Source organism: Paraburkholderia largidicola, assembly GCF_013426895.1.
Classification (GTDB): domain Bacteria; phylum Pseudomonadota; class Gammaproteobacteria; order Burkholderiales; family Burkholderiaceae; genus Paraburkholderia; species Paraburkholderia largidicola.
Genome location: NZ_AP023174.1, coordinates 588,250 through 609,956 on the forward strand (window position 1 = coordinate 588,250; position 21,707 = coordinate 609,956).

The 21,707-nt window shown below is 63.4% G+C and carries 19 protein-coding genes; 12 read left to right on the plus strand and 7 right to left on the minus strand.

What is annotated here, in order from left to right:
- The first annotated feature begins 134 nt into the window (after window positions 1-134).
- Together PPGU16_RS43350 and PPGU16_RS02590 are read left to right on the plus strand one after the other, a co-directional pair.
- Entirely contained in the window at window positions 135-593 is a 459-nt protein-coding gene (locus PPGU16_RS43350) for a hypothetical protein (RefSeq protein ID WP_434064407.1), read from the plus strand.
- Complete coding sequence (locus PPGU16_RS02590; protein WP_180721570.1) at window positions 572-1,096, plus strand: helix-turn-helix transcriptional regulator; 525 nt, start codon at window positions 572-574, stop codon at window positions 1,094-1,096. Before PPGU16_RS43350 ends, PPGU16_RS02590 begins: the two co-directional genes overlap by 22 nt.
- 87 nt (window positions 1,097-1,183) lie before the next feature.
- On the opposite strand, the gene PPGU16_RS02595 is transcribed toward PPGU16_RS02590, so the two are convergent.
- Complete coding sequence (locus tag PPGU16_RS02595) at window positions 1,184-2,599, minus strand: nucleobase:cation symporter-2 family protein (RefSeq protein WP_180721571.1); 1,416 nt, start codon at window positions 2,597-2,599, stop codon at window positions 1,184-1,186.
- Window positions 2,600-3,009: 410 nt separating this feature from the next.
- Here PPGU16_RS02595 and PPGU16_RS02600 point away from each other — a divergent pair, with 410 nt between their 5' ends.
- From PPGU16_RS02600 to fghA, 3 genes are all read left to right on the plus strand, one after another.
- A complete protein-coding gene (locus tag PPGU16_RS02600; protein ID WP_180721572.1) occupies window positions 3,010-4,434 on the plus strand; it encodes a xylulokinase in 1,425 nt (474 codons plus the stop codon).
- 203 nt (window positions 4,435-4,637) lie between these two features.
- The gene (locus PPGU16_RS02605) at window positions 4,638-5,744 is read left to right on the plus strand and encodes an S-(hydroxymethyl)glutathione dehydrogenase/class III alcohol dehydrogenase (protein ID WP_028364542.1); all 1,107 of its coding nucleotides are present in this window, start codon (window positions 4,638-4,640) and stop codon (window positions 5,742-5,744) included.
- Between the two features lie 12 nt (window positions 5,745-5,756).
- Complete coding sequence (fghA, locus tag PPGU16_RS02610) at window positions 5,757-6,602, plus strand: S-formylglutathione hydrolase (protein ID WP_180721573.1); 846 nt, start codon at window positions 5,757-5,759, stop codon at window positions 6,600-6,602.
- A gap of 775 nt (window positions 6,603-7,377) precedes the next feature.
- Here the strand turns inward: fghA and PPGU16_RS02615 are convergent.
- Genes PPGU16_RS02615 through PPGU16_RS02630 form a run of 4 tightly spaced genes read right to left on the minus strand, consistent with a single transcriptional unit; the run spans window position 7,378 to window position 10,563 of the window.
- Window positions 7,378-8,169: a metal ABC transporter permease gene (locus PPGU16_RS02615; protein ID WP_180721574.1), complete on the minus strand. Its 792-nt coding sequence runs from the start codon at window positions 8,167-8,169 to the stop codon at window positions 7,378-7,380.
- On the minus strand, window positions 8,162-9,088 hold the full coding sequence (locus PPGU16_RS02620; protein WP_180721575.1) for an ABC transporter ATP-binding protein: 927 nt from the start codon (window positions 9,086-9,088) through the stop codon (window positions 8,162-8,164). The genes PPGU16_RS02615 and PPGU16_RS02620 overlap by 8 nt, the downstream gene beginning before the upstream one ends.
- Window positions 9,085-10,005, minus strand: coding sequence for a metal ABC transporter solute-binding protein (locus PPGU16_RS02625; RefSeq protein WP_180721576.1), 921 nt, complete (start codon window positions 10,003-10,005; stop codon window positions 9,085-9,087). The genes PPGU16_RS02620 and PPGU16_RS02625 overlap by 4 nt, the downstream gene beginning before the upstream one ends.
- Before the next feature lie 57 nt (window positions 10,006-10,062).
- Entirely contained in the window at window positions 10,063-10,563 is a 501-nt protein-coding gene (locus PPGU16_RS02630) for a Fur family transcriptional regulator (protein WP_180721577.1), read from the minus strand.
- Window positions 10,564-10,803: 240 nt separating this feature from the next.
- Between PPGU16_RS02630 and PPGU16_RS02635 the strand changes: the two genes are divergently transcribed.
- From PPGU16_RS02635 to PPGU16_RS02665, 7 genes are all read left to right on the plus strand, one after another.
- Window positions 10,804-11,625, plus strand: a complete 822-nt coding sequence (locus PPGU16_RS02635; RefSeq protein WP_180721578.1) for an L-iditol 2-dehydrogenase — start codon at window positions 10,804-10,806, stop codon at window positions 11,623-11,625.
- 106 nt (window positions 11,626-11,731) lie between these two features.
- Complete coding sequence (locus PPGU16_RS02640) at window positions 11,732-13,054, plus strand: ABC transporter substrate-binding protein (protein ID WP_180721579.1); 1,323 nt, start codon at window positions 11,732-11,734, stop codon at window positions 13,052-13,054.
- A 204-nt stretch (window positions 13,055-13,258) separates the two neighbouring features.
- Window positions 13,259-14,197, plus strand: coding sequence for a carbohydrate ABC transporter permease (locus PPGU16_RS02645; protein WP_180721580.1), 939 nt, complete (start codon window positions 13,259-13,261; stop codon window positions 14,195-14,197).
- Window positions 14,194-15,060: a carbohydrate ABC transporter permease gene (locus tag PPGU16_RS02650; protein ID WP_180721581.1), complete on the plus strand. Its 867-nt coding sequence runs from the start codon at window positions 14,194-14,196 to the stop codon at window positions 15,058-15,060. Before PPGU16_RS02645 ends, PPGU16_RS02650 begins: the two co-directional genes overlap by 4 nt.
- On the plus strand, window positions 15,057-15,764 hold the full coding sequence (locus PPGU16_RS02655; protein ID WP_180721582.1) for an HAD family hydrolase: 708 nt from the start codon (window positions 15,057-15,059) through the stop codon (window positions 15,762-15,764). Before PPGU16_RS02650 ends, PPGU16_RS02655 begins: the two co-directional genes overlap by 4 nt.
- Window positions 15,765-15,825: 61 nt before the next feature.
- The gene (locus tag PPGU16_RS02660; protein WP_180721583.1) at window positions 15,826-16,935 is read left to right on the plus strand and encodes an ABC transporter ATP-binding protein; all 1,110 of its coding nucleotides are present in this window, start codon (window positions 15,826-15,828) and stop codon (window positions 16,933-16,935) included.
- A 281-nt stretch (window positions 16,936-17,216) separates the two neighbouring features.
- On the plus strand, window positions 17,217-19,001 hold the full coding sequence (locus tag PPGU16_RS02665; RefSeq protein WP_243460568.1) for a tetratricopeptide repeat protein: 1,785 nt from the start codon (window positions 17,217-17,219) through the stop codon (window positions 18,999-19,001).
- Between the two features lie 27 nt (window positions 19,002-19,028).
- Here PPGU16_RS02665 and PPGU16_RS02670 read toward each other — a convergent pair whose 3' ends face one another.
- Together PPGU16_RS02670 and xylB are read right to left on the minus strand one after the other, a co-directional pair.
- The gene (locus PPGU16_RS02670) at window positions 19,029-19,985 is read right to left on the minus strand and encodes a sugar-binding transcriptional regulator (protein WP_180722530.1); all 957 of its coding nucleotides are present in this window, start codon (window positions 19,983-19,985) and stop codon (window positions 19,029-19,031) included.
- A 127-nt stretch (window positions 19,986-20,112) separates the two neighbouring features.
- On the minus strand, window positions 20,113-21,597 hold the full coding sequence (xylB, locus tag PPGU16_RS02675) for a xylulokinase (RefSeq protein ID WP_180721585.1): 1,485 nt from the start codon (window positions 21,595-21,597) through the stop codon (window positions 20,113-20,115).
- Window positions 21,598-21,707: the final 110 nt, after the last annotated feature.

Below are 21,707 nucleotides of genomic sequence, written 5' to 3' on the forward strand. Positions count from 1 at the left end.
TGATTACTCGCAGTACGAAAACGCCACGGCATGCCGTGGCGTTTTTTTTGATTCGCTCTTCCTACAAACCTTGTCCAGGTAGCCAATTCAGTTATCCAGATCGTTTTCGAGCGAAGCCAGCCGTTAGCATTGGCTTGGGATCAAAGAAGGTTGATGATCCGCAATTCGGTTGTCAATTGACAACCTTTTTGGGTCGCTCTACACTGGAGTTACTGATGAGTCGTCGAAGTCATTCGAAGAAGGAAATCGAGGCGGCGCTCGGCCATGCGGAAGCAAACGGCTGGCGCGTCGTACCGGGTACGGGCACCGGTCACGCGTGGGGGCGCATGTATTGCCCATACAACGATACCGATTGCAGATGCGGCGAATTTTGCATCGCCAGTATCTGGTGCACGCCACGCAATCCGACCGGTCACGCAAGAACGTTGCGTCGCATTGTCGAGAACTGTGCACCGCATCGGCAGAGGGTCATCTCGTTGCGCGTGATTAGCGAAGCGAAACAGCGCGCCCGCAAGCAGGTCCAGCCTGGGCAGCAACAGGAGCAGCAACAAGGGAAGGAAAAGGAGCAAACATGGAATACACCTTCACGCTGAAGTACCGTCTGAGCGCAGAAGACTGCGACTTCGACGAGATCGTCGAGCGTCTCGCGGCCGAGGGTTGCGACGACGCCACCGTGGGTGTCGGTCAACCGGGGCGGCTTGCGCTCGCGTTCGCGCGCGAGGCGAAGAGCGCGACGCATGCACTCGTGAGCGCGTTGAAGGACGTACTTCGCGCGGTGCCGACGGCGCAACTGGTCGAGGCCGCGCCGGACTTCGTCGGGTTGACGGATGTCGCAGAAGTCGCGGGCGTGTCGCGCCAGAACATGCGCAAGCTGATGCAATCGCATGCTACGGAATTTCCCGCGCCCGTTCACGAAGGCAGCACGTCGTTGTGGCATCTGGCGGACGTGCTCGAATGGATGCACGGCCGGGGCGACTACGATATCGCGCCAGAAGTTTTCGAAGTCGCGAGGTCGGCGAAACAGATCAATCTGATGAAGGAGGCTCGCAACCTGGAGCCGAAGGTAACGCGACACTTCAACAACCTGGTTGCCTGATGGTCGCGCGGGACGGAAGCGGTGGGATGATGGCGTGCGCATGACCCGGGGTCATGCGCACGCGGTAGGGAGGGTGATGACTACCGGTCAGTGCATATCCGCGGCACGCAGCATGTCGTCGCCGGCAATGGCGTCGTCTTTGCCGCCACGTCCGTCGAAGTCATGGCCGGCGCGGCGAATATCGCGGGTCGCGGCGCGTTCGCCCTTCACACCGTTGAAGATCAGGTTCAGCACCACGGCCGAAACCGACGCCAGCAGAATGCCGCTATGCAAAAGCGGCGACAGCGCGGGCGGCAGCTTCGCGAAGAAGTGCGGCGACACGACCGGCACGAGACCGAGACCAATACTGACCGCGACGATAAACAGGTTGTGATGGTTCTTCACGAAGTCGACCTTCGAGAGCACCTTGATGCCGTTTGCCGCCACCATTCCGAACATCACAATGCCTGCGCCGCCCAGCACGAACGACGGCACCGACGCGACCACCTGCGCCATCTTCGGGAACAGTCCGAGCAACACGAGAATCACGCCGCCCATCGCGCAGACAAAGCGGCTCTTGACGCCCGTCACGCCGATCAGGCCGACGTTCTGCGAGAAAGACGTATGCGGGAACGAGTTGAAGAGGCCGCCAATCAGCGTGCCGAGACCGTCCACGCGCAAACCGCGCACGAGGGTCTTCTGGTTGACGGGCCGGTCCACCATGTCGCCGACCGCGAGGAACATGCCCGTCGATTCAATGAACGTGACGAACATCACGGTGACCATCGTCGCGATCGAAAGCGGATCGAAGTGCGGCAGGCCGAAGTGAAACGGCATCACGAAGCCGACCCATGGCGCGCTCGTCACGCCTTCCATGTTGACGCGGCCCAGCAGTGCGGCAATCACGAAGCCCGCCACGATGCCGAGCAGCACCGAGATGTTGGAGACGAAGCCTTTGCCGAACTTGTTGATCAGCAGAATCAGCATGAGCACGACGAACGACAGCCCGAGGTAGACGGGATTGCCGTAATCCGGGTTGCCGACGCCGCCCGCCGCCCAGTTGATGCCGACCTCCATCAGCGAAAGCCCGATCACCGAGATCACGACGCCCACCACGACGGGTGGGAAGAAGCGCAGCATCTTGCCGATCATCGGCGCGGCGATGATGCCGATCACACCTGCCGCGATGGTCGATCCAAAGATGTCGAGTATGCCGAGACTGGGATTCGTGCCGATCGCGATCATCGGGCCGACGGCGGCGAACGTGCAACCCATGATGACCGGCAAGCGGATGCCGAAGATCCACAGGCCGAGCGTCTGGATCAGTGTGGCAATACCGCAGGAAAAGAGGTCGGCGCTGATGAGAAAGGCGATTTGCTCTTTCGGCAGCTTGAGCGCGCTGCCGATGATCAGCGGCACGGCAACGGCCCCTGCGTACATCACCAGCACGTGCTGAATGCCGAGCGTCAGCAACTGGCCGAAGGGCAGTCGCTCGTCGCACGGATGAACCGTGTTCGAGTGCATCTTGTCTCTCTCCACATCTGGTTTTGGGATGACTCCAAGGTATGCGGGACGAAAAAGCGCGACAAGACCGCTGCGTCCTATTTCAACCTTTGCCGGGGTGATATGCGTGGACCAGATTTGGAACGGCTACGTTATGCGAGATTGCGGCAATCTGCCGGGAGCCCTTGTCGCGTGGTGGCTTGCGGGAATGGCATCAATGCGGCGCGGCGCGACGACGTACGTGCGCCCATATGATGTGTATTGCGGTTCGCACATAATGCGTTTTCGGGGCGTGCTTCCTTTGGGGCGGGTTAACCCGCGCCGACGGGCGATGACGTGTGAAAATGATCGTCCGCTGCCCGGTCCGCGCGAAGCAGGCGCCCGAGTGCAATAACCTCCAACTGCAATCACTTACTCAACGCATCGCATTCATGTCCTTTCTTGGCATCGATCTCGGCACAGGCTCGCTGAAACTCGCGATCATCGACGACGAAGGCCGCGAGCAATGCGCGACGAGCGTCGCGTACGCAATCGATACGCCGCATCCCGGCTGGGCGGAAATCGATCCGCAGGTCTGGTGGCGCGCGTTATGTGAAGCGGCATCGCGTCTCCCCGATGCGCAACGCGGCACCGTTCGCGCGATCGGCTTTTCCGGTCAGATGCATGGTGTCGTGTTGAGCGACGCGCAAGGCAAGCCCGTGCGTCCTGCGATGCTGTGGCCCGACACGCGCGCATTGCCGCTGCTCGATGCATGGCCCGCGCCGCAGTCCAATCCCGTTGCGCCCGGCATGGCCGGCCCGCTGCTGCGATGGGTCGCGCAGCACGAGCCGCAATCAATGCACGCGTCGCGCTGGGCTTTGCAACCGAAAGACTGGCTGCGCCTCAAACTGGGCGGCTCGATCGCAACCGATCCCTCCGATGCCTGCGCGACCGCGCTCGCCGATCCATCCGGCGCGTGGGACGACGCGTTGCTCGAACGGCTCGGGCTCCCGCGCGACTGGTTCGCGCCGCTCGCTGCGTCGTATGTCGCGTGCGGCGCGCTGTCTGCCGAAGCGGCCAATGCGCTCGGCTTGCGCGCAGGCGTCGTGCTCGCCACGGGTGCCGGCGACACGCCGTGTGCCGCGCTCGGCAGCGGCCTTGTGAACGACGGCGACGCGCTGCTCACCACGGGCACGGGCGGCCAGATTCTCGTACTCGCCACCGACGAACCCGATGCTGCGCCGGGTCTGCATCGCTATCGGGCCGCGACTGATCACTGGTATCGGATGGCCGCGATGCAGAACGTCGGCGTCGCGCTCGAAGCCGTGCGCGGCTGGCTGTCGTATGAATGGCATGACGCGTATCGCGATGCGTTCGAGTCCGAGGCAGCGCCGGGTCTCACTTTCTTGCCGTATCTGACAGGCGAGCGCACGCCTTGGCTCAATCCGGCCGCGCGCGGCGGATGGCTTGGCCTTGCGCTCGGCACGTCGCGTGGCGCGATGATGCGCGCGGCATTCGAAGGCGTCGCGTTTTCGTTGCGCGCGGGGCTCGACGCAGTCCGGCAAAGCGGCGCGCGCGTGCCTGCGCTGCGTCTCGCGGGCGGTGGGTCGGTCGATCCGCGCTGGCGGCAGTTGCTTGCCGATGCGTTGCAAGTCGAACTGCATGCTGTCGATTGTCCGAACGCAGCGGCGCGTGGTGCAGCGATGCTCGGCGGCATCGCGGTGGGCCACTGGAACACAGGCGATCTTGCGGCGCTCGCGCCTGCTGCGACGCGCGTCGCCGGGCCGCGAGACGAGACGGAACTTGCCGCGCGTTATGCGCGCTTTATCGATCTGTATGGCCGCGTCGAACCGTGGTTCGCTTCGCCGTCCGCATGACGCGCGTTCGCCACGCACCGTCGCATGAGGACAATCGCGCGGCGTGGCGTGCCATTCACGCGCCTTGCATTTGCGCGATCATGTTCACAGCGCGGCGCGCGAACATCAGCCACAATTCGGGCCGCAACGTTTCACGGCAGCAGCGGACAGATTCGAAGGTCAGCTTTAGGTAACGAGTTCAAGGAACCACAGGAGCATTCACGATGAAGACGAAAGCAGCAATCGCATGGAAGGCAGGCGCACCGTTGACGATCGAAGAAGTCGATCTCGAAGGTCCGCGCGCGGGTGAAGTGCTGATCGAAGTGAAGGCGACGGGCATCTGCCACACCGACTACTACACGCTGTCGGGCGCCGATCCGGAAGGCATCTTCCCGGCGATCCTCGGCCATGAAGGCGCGGGCGTCGTCGTCGATACCGGTCCGGGCGTCGGCACGCTGAAAAAGGGGGATCACGTGATTCCCCTCTACACGCCCGAGTGCCGGCAATGCAAGTTCTGCCTGTCGCGCAAGACGAACCTCTGTCAGGCGATCCGTTCGACGCAAGGCAAGGGCCTGATGCCCGATGCGACGTCGCGCTTCTCGCTCGACGGCAAGCCTTTGTTCCACTACATGGGCACGTCCACATTCTCGAACTACATTGTCGTGCCGGAAATCGCCGTCGCGAAGATCCGCGAAGACGCGCCGTTCGACAAGGTCTGCTACATCGGCTGCGGCGTGACGACGGGTGTCGGCGCTGTCGTCTATTCGGCCAAGGTCGAGGCGGGCGCCAATGTCGTCGTGTTCGGCTTGGGCGGCATCGGTCTGAACGTGATTCAGGGCGCGAAGATGGTCGGTGCGGACAAGATCATCGGTGTCGATATCAATCCGGGCCGCGTCGAACTGGCGAAGAAGTTCGGCATGACGCACTTCATCAACCCGAAGGAAGTCGAAAACGTCGTCGACCACATCGTGCAACTGACGGACGGCGGCGCGGATTATTCGTTCGAATGCGTGGGCAACACGACGCTGATGCGCCAGGCGCTCGAATGCACGCACAAGGGCTGGGGCCAGTCGTTCATCATCGGCGTGGCAGCGGCGGGCGAAGAGATCAGCACGCGGCCGTTCCAGCTGGTCACGGGACGTCAGTGGAAGGGCTCGGCGTTCGGCGGCGCGCGTGGCCGCACCGACGTGCCGAAGATCGTCGACTGGTATATGGAAGGCAAGATCAACATCGACGATCTGATCACGCATCACCTGAAGCTCGACCAGATCAACGAAGGCTTCGATCTGATGAAGAAGGGCGAGTCGATCCGCTCGGTCGTCATCTACTAAAGGAGTGGCGCGATGCTCGAACTGATCGAATCGCACGCGTCGTTCGGCGGCACGCAGCGTATCTACAAGCATGAGTCGAAGGCGATCGGCTTGCCGATGCGCTTTTCGGTGTTCCTGCCCGAAGAGGCGTCGCAGAAAAAGGTGCCGGCGCTGTTCTATCTCGCTGGATTGACCAGCACGGAAGAAACGTTTCCGATCAAGGCGGGCGCCCAGCGCTTTGCCGCGCAACACGGCATCGCGCTGATTTCACCGGATACGAGTCCGCGCGGCGCGGGCGCGCCCGGCGAGACGGACATGTGGGACTTCGGCGTCGGTGCGGGCTTCTATGTCGACGCAACGCAGCAGCCGTGGTCGAAGCACTATCGGATGTACACGTACGTGCGCGACGAACTGCGCGAGACGATCGTCAACGCGTTGCCTGTCGACGGCGGGCGGCTCGGCATCTTCGGCCATTCGATGGGCGGCCATGGCGCGCTGATGCTCGCGTTGCGCAATCCGGACATCTATCGGTCGGTGTCGGCGTTCGCGCCGATTGCCGCGCCGACGCGTTGTCCGTGGGGCGAGAAAGCGTTCAGCGGCTATCTCGGCGCGGATCGCGAAGCGTGGAAGCAGTACGATGCGAGCGAACTCGTCGGCACGACGACGCGAAAGTTTGCGGAAGGGATTCTGGTCGATCAGGGTATGGCCGATCAGTTCCTCGCGCAGCAGTTGAACCCGGACGTATTCGAAGCCGCGTGCAAGGCGGCCGGGCAGCCGCTCACGTTACGGCGGCATGAAGGCTACGATCACGGTTATTTCTTTATCTCGACGTTCGTCGAGGATCATCTCGCGCATCACGCGAAGGTGTTGTTGGGGTGAGGTGTTGGGGTTGCCTTTGCTTTTGTTTTTGTTTTTGCTTTCGCTTTCGCCTTTGCTTTTGCTTTTACTTTCGCTGGCATCCGCGATGCGTTAGCTCGCTTCAGGCGTCGCCCCTGTGCGGGGCGGCACCTACTTTTCTTTGCCGCCGCAAAGAAAAGTAGGCAAAAGAAAGCGGCTCACACCGCCAATCCTTGTTCCTGCCTGAGGGCCCCCACAGGTTCTTACGCTTCAAACGGTAACCACGTGACCCAAGTTCGTTGCCAGCGCTCCGAATGAGCGCCTCACCCGCTTCACACACCCGCACGACAGCACGCCGCGCCAGATAGTCCGCCGCCGCCCAGGTGGCAAACTGTGTGTCGGCCGTCGGTGCTCCACACCCCTTACTCCGGACCGACAGCGCATGCGTCGCACTCTGTAAGGGCGCTACCCTATACGACGCGACAACCTACACACAGTTTGCCGCCTGGGCGGCCCATACCATTCGCTGCCGCTCGCCCAAACACGGGCGTTTGAAGCGGGTGAGGCGTTCATTCGGAGCGTTGGCAACGCACGCGGATAGGCGCGGTGCCGTGTGAAGTGTGGGGACGTTGGGGTCCCGTGGATAAGAACATGGGCTGGCGGTGTGAGCCGCTTTCTTTTGCCTACTTTTCTTTGCGGCGGCAAAGAAAAGTAGGTGCCGCCCCGCACAGGGGCGACGCTTGAAGGGAGCTAACGCATCGCGGATGCCAGCGAAAAGCAAAACCAACCAAAACCAAAACCAAAACCAAAACCCAAATCACCGGCGCAAATACTGCGCCACCAAACTCACTCCATACACCAGCGCCGCGAGCAAGGTAATCCAGAAACTCGTCGGCCAATCGGTATAAAAGGCGAGCGTCACACCAATCCACGCCTGCGCAAGCGCAAGCAGCGCCGCAAGAACGAGCCCGACAGAAAGCCTGGTCGACAGGTTTTGCGCCGCGGCCGCCGGTCCGACCATCAGCGTGAACACGAGCAGCACGCCGACGATCTGCGTGCACGCGGCGACTGCAAGCGCCGCGATCGCCAGAAACAGCACCGACACGAGACGCAGCGACACGCCTTTCGCTTCGGCCAGTTCCGGCTGCAACGAGGCAAACAGCAAAGGCCGCATGATGGCGGCTAGCGCCACCAGACTGACGACGCCGAGCGCGGCCAGCACCGCCAGCGTCGACGAACTGACGCCGAGCACGTTGCCGAACAGCAGCGCCGTCACCTGCGTCGCGTACGCGGTGAAGAAGTGCAGAAACAGCAAGCCGAAGCCCAGCGCCAGCGACAGCACCACGCCGATCGCCACATCGCGCCCCGCGAGCTTTTCACCCAACGCGCCCATGCCGACGCCCGCCGCGAGCGTGAAGCCGATCATCCCCCAGATCGGCGAAACGCCGATCAGTACCGCGCCCGTCGCGCCCGTGAAGCCGACGTGCGACAGCGCGTGTCCCGCGAACGTCTGCCCTCGCATCACCAGGAAATAGCCGACGATGCCCGACAGCACCGCGACAATCCCCGACGCCGCAAAGGCGTTCACCATGAAATCGTATTCAAACATCGTGCGTGTGTCCGTCGCTTGAGGCGTGATGATGGGCATGCTTTTGCCCATGCGCGTGACCGTGCGAATGTCCGTGGCCATGCGGCTCGCCATGCTGATGGTCGTCGTCTTCGTGCTCGTGGTCGTGCTTCTCGACGTCGAAGTCGCCCGACATCACGAAGATGCGGCCATTCACGCGCATTACGTCGATGGTCGAACCGTACAGGCGCGAGAGCACCGGCTTCGTAATCACTTCATCGACGGTGCCCAGCGCGGCGACGCCATTGCCGAGATACAGCACGCGGTCGAGCGCATGCAGCAGCGGATTGAGTTCGTGCGCGGAGAACAGCACGGCGATACCGAGTTCCTGCTGCACGCGCTTCACCAGTTCCACGACGGTTTTCTGATGATGCGGATCGAGACTGATGAGCGGCTCGTCGAGCAGCAGCAGACGCGGATTGCCGAGCAGGCATTGCGCGAGCAGCAGCCGCTGCCGCTCGCCGCCCGATAGCTCCGACAACGGACGCGCAGCCAGCGCCGTGCCGCCGACCAGTTCCAGCACACGCTCGACATCGGCGCGCGCCTTCGCATCCGCATGCGGCAAACCCCAGCGATGCCCGTCCGCCGCCATCGCGACAAAATCGCGGCCACGGACGCGCCGGCCGGCGAGCGCGCTGCGCGTCTGCGGCATGTAGCCGATCGACGGGTTGCCGCGCATCACCGGCTCACCGAGCACGCGCACCGCGCCGCTCGCCGCCGGGACGAGGCCGAGCACCGAGCGCATCAGCGTCGTCTTGCCCGCGCCGTTCGGCCCGAGCACACCGATGAATTCGCCCTGGCGGATCGTGAAGCTGGTGTCGCGCAGGATCGTCCGGTCGCCGAGTTCGAGCGTCACGCGATCCAGTTCGAGCACGGGCGCGTTGCCCGACGACATGTTCATTGAGTCGTTCCCTTGTTCGCGCTGCCTGCGGCGAGCGCGTTGCCGAGCGCATCGAGTTGCGCCAGCATCCATTGCTGGTAGTTCTTGCCGGCCGGTTGCGTCTCCGTCACGCTGACCGTCGGCACATGCGATTGCTGCGCGAGTTTCAGCATGCGTTTGGTCAGCGCCTCGGTTGCCTGGCTGTTATAGATCAGCGCGCGCACGTGTCGCTCGCGAAGATCGCGCTCGAACGCGGCAATATCCGACGCGCTCGCTTCCGTGTCGTTCATCGCGGCCAGCTGGAAGCGCTGGTTGCGCATGTCGAGTCCAATCGCATCCGACATGTAGCCGAACACCGGCTCCGTCGCCGTCACGCTCACATGCGCATACTGGCTGCGCAGCGTGGCGACCTTGTCGGCGATCGGCTTGAGCGAGTCGAGAAACTTCGCGAGGTTCGCATCATACGCCGCCTTGTGTGCCGGATCAGCCGACGCGAGCGCCGCGCTCACCGCGCGTGCGACAGCGGGCATCGTCGACGGGTCGTACCACAGATGCGGATTGTCGCCGCTTTTCTTGCCGACCAGTTCTGCCGCGACGATCGTCGTGCGCTTGTCGTTCTTCGATACGTTCAGCAGCTTCGCCATCCACGGATCGTAGTCGGCGCCGTTGTAGACGACAAGGCTCGCGTGCTGCAAGGCGCGCGCTGTTTTCGGGCTGGCTTCGAACAGATGCGGGTCCTGATCCGGATTGCTGAGAATGCTTGTCACGTCGACACGGTCGCCGCCCAGTTGCTTGACGACGTCGCCATAGAAATTCTCCGCGGCGACGACGGGAATTTTCGTGTCCTGGGCGTGCGCGGCCTGGCCGACTGCAAAGACGAAAACCGTCGAAGCGACGGCGCGCATCAGAAACTTCCACATCGAATTGTTCTTCTTCATCGGGATGACCTGTGTTGCCTGAGAGGCGTCTGGGTTGAATGGAAGGGTGTGTCTGGGTCAGGGATGGCCGTGCTTGCAGGCGGCGCACAGCCCGCTCAGTTCGACGACCTGGTGATGCACTTCGAATCCATGCGCGGGCGCGCTGCCCGACAGTTGCGCGGCCAGCCCGTCGCCGGGAATCTCGAGCGTTTCGCCGCATGCATCGCACATCAGAAACTGGCTCTGATGCGGCTCGCCCATCTGGCAGCACGCGAAAAACGCATTCTTCGATTCGATCCGATGCACGAAACCGTGCTCCACGAGGAAATCGAGCGCGCGATACACGGTGGTCGGCGGGACGCGGCCGCGCTGCGGCTCCAGCGCGGTCAGCAGGTCGTATGCGCCGATGGGGCGCTCGCTCTGCGCGATCAGCGCGTAGACCTGGCGACGCAAAGTCGTCAGCGCGAGACCGCGCTCGGCGGCGAGCGCATCGGCGCGCGCGAGCTTGTGCGAAAGCCGGGCGGCCTGATCGGCGGAATCGGCAGCGTGAACAGGATGAGCATCGGATGAGCGGGCCATGGCGCGAACTCCGGACAGCGTCAGATTGAACGAAGGCGAAATGATATAACGTATCTCGAAAAATTGTCATTGCCCGTTGCAAAGTCATCGCCGATTCTTAGGAAGGAACAACCGAAACACGCATTCCGGTGCTGCCGCGCTGCACCATCGAAATTGCGCGGCGCGCCTTGACATGACCGGACACGTATCCGATCATTCGATCAGAACGAGAGCAATTGCTCGATCACCGAGCGTTAGCTCATGCTGAATCGAAGAAATCAAACGAACCGGAGACAGGTTGTGACAGCCCGACTGCAAGGCAAGGTGGCGATTCTCACGGGCGCAGCGAGCGGTATCGGCGAAGCGGTGGCGCGCCGGTATCTCGAGGAGGGCGCGCGCTGCGTACTGGTGGACGTGAAGCCGGCCAACGAATTCGCGCACGCACTGCGCGAAACGGACGGCGACCGCGTGCTGACGCTGAGCGCGGACGTCACGAAGCGCGAAGACATCGCGCGCATCGTCGAGCAGACGGTGCAGCGGTTCGGCCAGATCGACATTCTCTTCAACAATGCGGCGCTGTTCGACATGCGCCCGATCCTCGACGAATCCTGGGACATCTTCGACAAACTCTTCGCGGTCAACGTGAAGGGCATGTTCTTTCTGATGCAGTCCGTCGCACAGCGTATGGTCGACCAGGGCCACGGCGGCAAGATCATCAATATGTCGTCGCAGGCGGGCCGCCGCGGCGAGGCACTCGTGTCGCATTACTGCGCGACCAAGGCAGCCGTGCTCAGCTACACGCAGTCGGCCGCGCTGGCGCTTGCGCCACACAAGATCAACGTGAACGGCATCGCACCGGGCGTCGTGGATACGCCGATGTGGGAACAGGTCGATGCGCTTTTCGCGCGTTACGAGAACCGGCCGCTGGGCGAGAAGAAGCGTCTCGTCGGTGAAGCGGTGCCGCTGGGCAGGATGGGGCTGCCTGCGGATCTGACGGGGGCGGCGCTGTTCCTCGCGTCTTCGGATACGGATTACATCACCGCGCAAACCCTGAACGTCGACGGCGGCAACTGGATGAGCTGACCGTCATTCATTCACCGGCATCCGCACGACGGCGCCACACAAACGCAAGCGCCGCTCACGTACCGATCAAGTACCAAAACGCAAGTACGAATAAAGGAGACAAACGATGAAGCCCACCTGCAAACCCGCGCTCAACGTATTCGGCGCAGCGGCGCTAGCATTCGCCGCATTCAGCGCGAACGCGGCGACCGTCACGATCGCCACGTTGAACAACCCGGACATGATCGAGTTGAAGAAGCTGTCGCCGGCATTCGAGAAAGCGAATCCCGACATCAAGCTCAACTGGGTGATTCTCGAAGAAAACGTGCTGCGTCAGCGCGCGACAACGGACATCACGACGGGCAGTGGCCAGTTCGACGTGATGACGATCGGCGCGTATGAGACGCCGCAATGGGGCAAGCGCGGCTGGCTGACGCCGCTCACCGGCCTGCCCGCTGATTACGACCTGAACGACGTCGTGAAGACGGCGCGCGACGGCCTGTCGTACAACGGCTCGCTGTACGCGCTGCCGTTCTACGTCGAAAGCTCGATGACGTATTACCGCAAGGATCTGTTCGCGGCGAAGGGCCTGAAGATGCCCGATCAGCCGACCTACGACCAGATCGCCCAGTTCGCCGAGAAGCTGACGGACAAGGCCAACGGCGTCTACGGCATCTGTCTGCGCGGCAAGGCGGGCTGGGGCGAGAACATGGCCTACGCGACGACGGTCGTGAACACGTTCGGCGGCCGCTGGTTCGACGAGAAGTGGAACGCGCAGCTCACCACGCCCGAATGGAAGAAGGCGATTTCGTTCTACGTCGATCTGCTGAAGAAGTACGGCCCGCCGGGAGCCAGCTCGAACGGTTTCAACGAAAACCTCACGCTGATGTCGTCGGGCAAGTGCGGGATGTGGATCGACGCGACGGTTGCCGCCGGCATGCTCTACAACAAGCAGCAATCGCAGATCGCCGACAAGGTCGGTTTTGCAGCCGCGCCGACGGCCGTTACGCCGAAGGGCTCGCACTGGCTGTGGGCGTGGGCGCTAGCCATTCCGAAGTCGTCGAAGCAGGCGGACGCGGCGAAGAAGTTCATCTCGTGGGCGACTTCGAAGCAATACATCGAACTGGTCGCGAAGGATGAGGGCTGGGCCTCGGTGCCGCCCGGCACGCGTCAGTCGACCTACGCGCGCCCCGAGTACAAGCAGGCTGCGCCGTTCAGCGACTTCGTGCTGAAGGCGATCGAAACCGCCGATCCGGATCATCCGACGTTGAAGCCGGTGCCGTACACGGGTGTGCAGTTCGTCGGCATCCCTGAGTTCCAGTCGTTCGGCACGGTGGTCGGTCAGAGCATCTCGGGCGCGGTGGCAGGCCAGATGACGGTCGATCAGGCGCTGGCAGCCGGCAACGCGACGGCGGATCGCGCCGTCAAGCAGGCCGGTTATCAGAAGTAAGGCCTCGCCGCACAATGGCACGCCGTCTGCTTGACCCCCACGCGGGCGGCGTGTCCACGATCGAGACCGGAACTGATATCGCAGCCTCGAAGTAAGCCGGATCAGATGGAAAGCGCCGGCTGACAATGCATCGTCAGCCGGACCCTGGCAGCACAGCGTGCCGCACGCCCCGCGGACCGCGCACTACCGAAGAGGTGGTCCATCATGCGTCAACACTTGCGTCTACCCCTCATGCATGCCCATCCCCAAACCGAACACGAGCGCGAAGAGCGCAAAGCCGCGCACGCGCGCTGGCTCGTCATGCCGTCCGTAGGCGTTCTCGTCCTGTGGATGGCGATTCCTCTCGCGATGACGATCTGGTTTTCGTTCTCGCGCTACAACCTGCTGAATCCGGACGTGAAAGGATTCGCCGGTTTCGATAACTACAAGTTTCTCGCCAGCGACCCATCCTTCGGTCCGTCGATCCTGCACACGATGCAGTTGATCATCTCGGTACTGGTGATCACAGTCGTGGGCGGCGTACTGCTGGCGGTGCTGTTCGACCGCAAGTTTTACGGACAGGGCATCGCGCGGCTGCTCGCCATCGCGCCGTTCTTCGTGATGCCGACCGTGAGCGCGCTGATCTGGAAGAACATGATCCTGCACCCGGTGTACGGGCTCATCGCGCAAGGCATGCGCGCGCTGGGTATGACACCGATCGACTGGTTCGCTGATTATCCGTTGATTGCCGTGATCATCATCGTCGCGTGGCAGTGGTTGCCCTTCGCGTTCCTCATTCTGTTCACGGCGATCCAGTCACTCGATCAGGAGCAGAAGGAAGCCGCGAAGATCGATGGCGCCGGTCCATTCTCGATGTTCTTCTTCATCACGCTGCCGCACCTGAAGCGCGCGATCGCGGTCGTGGTGATGATGGAAACCATTTTCCTGCTGTCGATCTTCGCTGAAATCTACACGACGACGGGCGGTGGCCCAGGCAACGCGACGACCAACCTGTCGTACCTGATCTACGCGCTCGGCCTGCAACAGTTCGACGTTGGCCTCGCATCCGCAGGCGGGATTCTCGCTGTGGTGCTCGCGAATATCGTGTCGTTCTTCCTCGTGCGCATGCTCGCGAAGAACCTGAAAGGGGAGTACGAAAAATGAGCCAGGTTGCCGCTACACCCGTTGCAGCGAATCTTTCGAAGACGAACTCGCCGTTGGCCGTCATCCGGCGCAGCATTCCGGGCGTCCTTGCGTGGCTGATTGCGCTGCTGCTGTTCTTCCCGATCTTCTGGATGACGATCACGGCATTCAAGACGGAGCAGCAGGCTTACGCATCGTCGCTGTTCTTCGTGCCGACGCTCGAAAGCTTCCGCGAAGTCTTCGCACGCAGCAATTACTTCGGCTTCGCGTGGAACTCGATCCTGATCTCGGTCGGGGTCACGCTGCTATGCCTGATTCTGGCCGTGCCGTGCGCCTACGCGATGGCATTCTTCCCGACGCGCCGCACGCAGAAAGTGCTGCTGTGGATGCTGTCGACGAAGATGATGCCGTCCGTCGGCGTGCTGGTGCCGATCTATCTGCTGTGGAAGAACAGCGGACTGCTCGACAGCGTGAGCGGCCTCGTGATCGTCTACACGCTGATCAATCTGCCCATCGCCGTGTGGATGTCGTTCACGTACTTCGCGGAAATTCCGCGCGACATTCTCGAAGCGGGGCGTATCGACGGCGCGGCGACGTGGCAGGAAATCGTCTATCTGCTGATGCCGATGTCGCTGCCGGGGCTTGCATCGACGGCGCTGCTGCTCGTGATCCTGTCGTGGAACGAGGCGTTCTGGAGCATCAACCTGTCCAGTTCGAACGCCGCGCCGCTCACGGTGTTCATCGCGTCGTATTCGAGTCCTGAAGGGCTGTTCTGGGCGAAGCTGTCGGCAGCATCGTTGCTGGCCGTCGCGCCGATCCTGATCGTCGGCTGGGTTTCGCAGAAACAGCTGGTGCGTGGCCTTACCTTCGGGGCGGTCAAGTGACGGAGATCAGAACAGAGGCCGCAGTTGTCCCTGGCGTCGCCCTCATCTGCGATTGCGACGGCGTACTGATCGACAGCGAAGCCGTCGCCGCCGCAGTGCTCGTCGAGGAGCTGGAAGCGCGCTGGCCCGGGACGGACGTCGCGCCCGTCGTGATGCCGCTGCTCGGTCTGCGCACGGAACGCGTGCTGGCAGGGACGGCGTCGGCGCTCGGCAAAGCGCTCGACGAGGTCGATGTGGAAGCGATTCGCAGCGCAGTCGAGCGGGCGGCCGTCAAGGCGCCGATGGTGGACGGCATCGAGGCCGCGCTCGCGAGCATTCCGTTGACGAAGGCTTGCGCGAGCAACAGCTTTCGCGCGTATGTCGAAGCGGCGCTGGCGCGCACGGGCCTCGTGAAGCATTTCGGCGACAGGCTGTTCTGCGCGGATTCCGTCGCGCATCCGAAGCCCGCCCCCGACGTCTACCTCGCCGCCGCGCGTGGGCTCGGCGTGAACCCGGAAGCGTGCCTCGTGATCGAGGACAGCGTGGCGGGCGTGACGGCGGCGACGGCAGCGGGTATGACGGTGTATGGATTCATCGGCGGCGGCCACGCGAGCGAGGATCAGGTCGGCGCGCTGCGCCGCGTGGGCGCGCAACACGTATTCGACGACATGACGCAATTGCCGGAACTGGCCGCGCGATGGTTGCAGCGCGTGACGGTCGCATAGGAAAGCAAGCGCGTTTCAGGGCAAGACGATTGAAAGCAGCAGTGAATTTCGGAGACACATCATGGCAAGCGTAACTCTGCGCAACATCAGAAAGGCTTACGACGACAACGAGGTGATGCGCAACATCAACCTCGACATTCAGGACGGCGAGTTCGTCGTGTTCGTCGGCCCAAGCGGCTGCGGCAAGTCCACGCTGATGCGGATGATTGCCGGCCTCGAAGACATCTCGGGCGGCGACCTGAACATCGACGGCGTCCGCATGAACGACGTGCCGCCCGCCAAGCGCGGCATCGCGATGGTGTTCCAGTCGTACGCGCTGTATCCGCACATGACGCTGTACGACAACATGGCGTTCGGGCTGAAGCTCGCGGGCACGAAGAAGCCGGAGATCGACGCCGCCGTACGCAACGCCGCGAAGATCCTGCATATCGACCATCTGCTCGAACGCAAGCCGAAGCAGCTGTCGGGCGGCCAACGTCAGCGCGTGGCGATCGGTCGTGCGATCACGCGCAAGCCGAAGGTGTTCCTGTTCGACGAACCGCTGTCGAACCTCGACGCCGCGCTGCGCGTGAAGATGCGCCTCGAATTCGCGCGCCTGCACGATGAGCTGAAGACGACGATGATCTACGTGACGCACGATCAGGTCGAAGCGATGACGCTCGCCGACAAGATCGTCGTGTTGTCGGCGGGGAATCTGGAGCAGGTCGGCAGCCCGAACATGCTGTATCACGCGCCGGCAAACCGCTTCGTGGCGGGCTTCATCGGCTCGCCGAAGATGAACTTCCTCGAAGGCGTCGTGCAGTCGGTGTCGGCGAACGGCGTGCTCGTGAAGTACGAAACGGGCGAGACGCAGCTCGTACTGGTCGAGCCGGGCCGCGCGAAAGAAGGCGACAAGGTGACGGTCGGCATTCGCCCCGAGCATCTGCATCTCGACCTGCCCGACAACGGCGTGTCGGCTCGCGTCATGGCGATCGAATCGCTCGGCGATGCGGCGTATCTGTACGCGGAAAGCAGTGTCGCGCCGGATGGCCTGATCGCGCGCATTCCGCCGCTCGAACGGCATGAGAAGGGTGGCACGATCCGGGTCGGCGCGACGCCCGATCATTGCCATCTGTTCGACAGCGACGGGCAGGCGTTCCATCGCAAGATCGTCGAAGTGCTCGCGGCCTGATTTGCGGCCTGGTTTGCGATCGGGTTCACAACCCGGTTCGCGACGCAGTCTGACAGGCGCCGTTGCAACCTTTGCAACGGCGCCTTTCCTTTTTGCAGACTCGGACTTTTCCGATTTATCTGCGCTATCTCCCATATCAAAATTGCGCACCGTCTGACAGCACGCAGCCCGGCCAGGCCGAACGGTGCGTCCTGTCGGTTCCGTCCATTCCGTCATACGCGCCATCTACGTGCTTCCTGTCCGGATAGCGCATGCATCGGCGCGGAACGAATCCCGACGCCATGCACAATGTTCCCGCCGCCACAGCTTCACCAATCCACACCCCACTGGCGATCGACAACGCGCTCGCGCTTCATCGCGACGGCCAGCTCGACAGCGCCGAACAGGCGTATCGCGCGATTCTCGACGCGCAGCCTCGCGATGCGAAAGCCCTCTACATGCTCGGCGTGCTGTATCTGCAGCGTTCCGATGTCGAGCGCGCGATCGAACGTTTCGACGCGGCCCTCGCACTGCAGCCGAACGACGCCGACTGCCTGAACGATCGCGGCATCGCGGCGCTCGCACGCGACGACAACGAAGCCGCCGCGCACTTCTTCCGCCGGGCCACCGAATGCGCGCCACGCGATGCGCTTGCGCACTGCAATCTGGGCAAGGCGCTGCGGCGTGTGGGCAGACACGACGAGGCTTTGCGCGGTTTTCAGCAGGCGCTCGCGCTGGATAACGGCTTTTTCGACGCCGCGCTCGGCACAGCTGACATGCTCGAAGCCCTATCGCGACCGGCCGAGGCAATCGCTGCCTACCAGCACGCGGCGACGCTCGAACACGATGACGCGCGCGTGTTGCTTGGTCTGGGCAAGACGTTCAATGCCGTGCGTCGTCATGCTGAAGCCGCCGATTATTTTTCGCGCCTGTTGCAGCGGGAGCCCGCGAATCTCCAGGCGCTATTCGGCATCGCGTTCGCGACCGACGGTTTGTTGAAGTTCGACGACGCAATCGTCTGGTATCGGCACGCGCTGCGAATCGCGCCGGACTCGTCGACGCTGCACAACAACATCGCCTTCTCGCTGACCTGCCTGTCGCGCTACGACGAAGCCGACCACCATCTACGACGTGCGCTCGAACTCAGTCCCGGACTCGCCAACGCGTGCAAGCTGCTCGGCATGTCCGAATTGCGGCGCGGCAACTATCGTCAGGGCTGGGCGTACTACGAGCACCGCAAGCTCACGCAGTCGGGCCTGCGCGACTATGGAAAGCTCGACATTCCCGAATGGCAGGGCGAGCCTGTCGATGGCAAATGCTTTTTGATGGCGCGCGAGCAGGGCGCCGGCGATCAGGTGCAGTTCGTTCGCTATGCCGATGTGTTGCACGATCTCGGCGCAACCGTCGACATCTGGACGAGCGATGAACTTGCGCCGCTGTTCGCGCGCACGCGCGGCGTGCGTCACGTGCTGACGGAGCCGCCGGAAGGTCGCGGCTACGACTACTACTGCCGCATGATGAGCGTGCCCACATGGCTCGCCAGCGACGCGATTCCTCACGGCGTGCCCTATCTGTCGGCGGATCAAGCGCAGATCGCGACGTGGCGCACGCGGCTCGAACACGCCGCAGGCTCACGCAAAAAGGTCGGTCTGGTGTGGGCGGGCAATCCGGATCATTACCTCGATGTCTACCGCTCCGCGCCGCTGGCCGCGCTGGAGCCGCTCGCGTCGGTGCGCGATGTCGCCTGGTTCGCGTTGCAGAAGGGCGCGGGAGAGTCCCAACTCGATGGTGTCGCGCATCGTTGGCCGATCTGCGCGCTTGGCCAGTTGCTCGACAGCTTTCACACGACGGCCGCCGTGATCCAGTCACTGGATCTCGTCATCACCGTCGATACCTCCGTCTCGCATCTGGCTGGCGCGCTCGGCAAGCCAGTGTGGGTGATGCTGCCCAAGCAGGCCGACTGGCGCTGGATGATGTCCGGTGAGACCAACCCATGGTATCCGAGCGCGCGGCTTTTCCGGCAACAGGTGTTGGGCGACTGGTCGCCCGTCGTCGACGCGCTGCGCGGCGCGCTCGAAGCGCTCTAGCGCAAGCGAGCCGCGCGCAGGCGCGGACTAAGCGGCGCCGTGATTCAGCGCGGCGCGCGCGCACAACTCGTCGGTCACGAGCCCCGACAGCCAGCCGCCCTTCAACGCGGCAATCACCGCATTGCGCTTGCGTTCGCCGCCCGCGAAGCCGATCACGGGCCGCTTCGGCGGCGAATCGAGCCGCAGGCTCGTCACGCGGCGCCCCGTCGGCGATTCGACACGCGCACCGTTCGCATCGATCGGCAAACCGAGCAGTTCCGCCACCGCGCCCAGCGACACCAGTTCTTCCACTTCATCCGATGTGATGAAGCCGTCTTCATGCAGCGGGCAATGCAGCCCGATATTGCCGATACCGACAAACGCGACATCCGCGTCGCCCGACAGCGACTCGACGATCCGGTACAGACGGTGATTGCACCACTGCGCGCGCTCGGCTTCGCTGTCCGCGATCAAAGGCGCGGGCAGCAGAAAATGCTTGCCGCCCGTCTTTTCGGAGATGTGCAGTGCGACGTCGTAGCGGTTCGACGAGCCGTCCTGCGCAATCGCGCCGACCATCGACACGAGGCGGTGCTGCGGCCGTTCCAGTTGCCCGACCTGATCGACGACGGCCTTCAGCGTACGACCGCTGCTCACCGCGACGACCATCGGCTTTTCTTCGCCGAGATAGCGTTCCATCACCTGCGCGCCCGCGACGGCGAGCTTGCGGTCGATCTCCTCGGGCTTGTCGTTGTCGACGGGGACGACTTCGCACATCGACAGCCCGTAGCGCTTCGACAGCTGGTCGGCGAGCGACAGACAATCCGCCAGCCGATGATCGACGCGTACGCGTATCAGGTTCTTCTCGACGGCGAACGCGACGAGCCGTTGCGCGACGGGCCGCGATACCTGCAGTTTTTCCGCGATCTCGTTCTGCGTATTGCCGGCGACGTAATAGAGCCAGGCGGCGCGCGTCGCGAGATCGAGCTTTTCAGTGGACTTGGGCACGATGTTGTCGGTCTGTATGGCGCTCATGCGCACAACGTCGATGTGTCACCAGGAAGCCTTCATCAGGCGATCTGGTGCGCTGCATGCCGTGGACGTTCATCGCAGTCTTCACGGGTGGTTCACACGTTCAAGTCGCGTCCGCTTCGGGCGCGGGCGCGAACATCGGCTTCACATGCCGGTACAGCGCGCGATAGCTCGCGAGCCGCTCGCGCAGCATCGCATGTCGCCGCGCGTTCGGCGTGAATTCGATTTCGACGGGCGGCTTGGTCAACACCTTCGCCGGATCGCCGCCTGCCGCGAGCCAGCCCAGACGCGCCGCGCCGAGCGCCGCGCCCGTTTCGCCGCCGCCGTGCTTGCGCGTGGTGGTGTTCAGCGAATCGGCGAGCAGCTGCGCCCAATAGTTGCTTCGTGCACCGCCGCCGAGCAGCGACAGCGCGTTCACTTCGGTGCCCGCCGCGCGCAGTGCATCGAGTCCGTCCGTCAGCGCGAGCGTCACGCCTTCGAGCACGGCGTAGCCGAGCAGCGCACGGTCGGTTGCGTGCGTCATGCCGAAGAACACGCCTTGCGAATACGGATCGTTGTGCGGCGTGCGTTCGCCCGACAGATACGGCAGGAACAGCGGTGCAGTGGCAAGCGCGTCGTCGGGCAGCTTTTCGACTTCGGCGAGCAGCGTCGGCTCATCGGTGGAGGTGAGCTTGCAGACCCAGCGCAGGCAACTCGCCGCCGACAGCACCACGCTCATCTGATGCCAGCGGTCGGGGATCGCATGACAGAACGCATGCACAGCCGATTCGGGGTTCGGGCGAAAGCTGTTGCCGATCACGCACAGCACGCCCGACGTGCCGAGCGACACGAAGCCGTCGCCCGGTTGCGTCGCGCCGATGCCGATTGCGCTCGTCGCGTTGTCGCCGCCGCCCGCTGCGACCACGACGGGTTCGCGCAAGCCGAGTTCGCGCGCGAGTTCGGGCCGCAGCATGCCCGACGGGGCGCTGCCTTCCGCGAGACGCGGCATGTGCGAACGGTTCAGATCGCAGGCGGCGAGCAGCGTGTCGGACCAGTCGCGCTGCGCGACATCGAGCCAGAGGGTGCCGGCGGCGTCGGATGGGTCGGAGACCTTGTCGCCCGTCAGTTGCAGGCGCAAGTAGTCCTTCGGCAGTAGCACGCAGGCCGTCTGCCGGAAAATCTCCGGCTCGTGACGCGCGACCCATAGCAGCTTCGGCGCGGTGAAGCCGGGCATCGCCAGATTGCCGGCAATCCGGTGCAGGTCCGGCGCGCGGCGGTACAGCTCGTCGCACTCCTCGACCGCGCGCATGTCGTTCCACAGGATCGCTGGGCGCAGCACGCGGTCTTCGCTGTCGAGCAGCACGGCACCGTGCATCTGTCCCGACAGCCCGATGCCGCGAATCTGCGCGAACTGCTCCGGGTAGCGGTCGCGCAACGCGAACAGCGCGGCGCGCGTGCCTTGCCACCAGTCGGACGGATTCTGTTCCGACCAGCGCTGATGCGGCCGCGAAACCGTGAACGGAGAACCTGCCGTGCCGACCACGCGTCCATCGGAGGCGAGCAGCAGAACTTTTACTTCGGACGTGCCGAGGTCGATGCCGAGATACATGGGCGCGAAACCTTCACCGGTAGGAGATGCGCTACTTTAGCCGCATGCTGCGTGCGATGCCATGCGCAAAAGACCTGACGCATGGCCTGCATCGGATGCGGCGCTCAAGG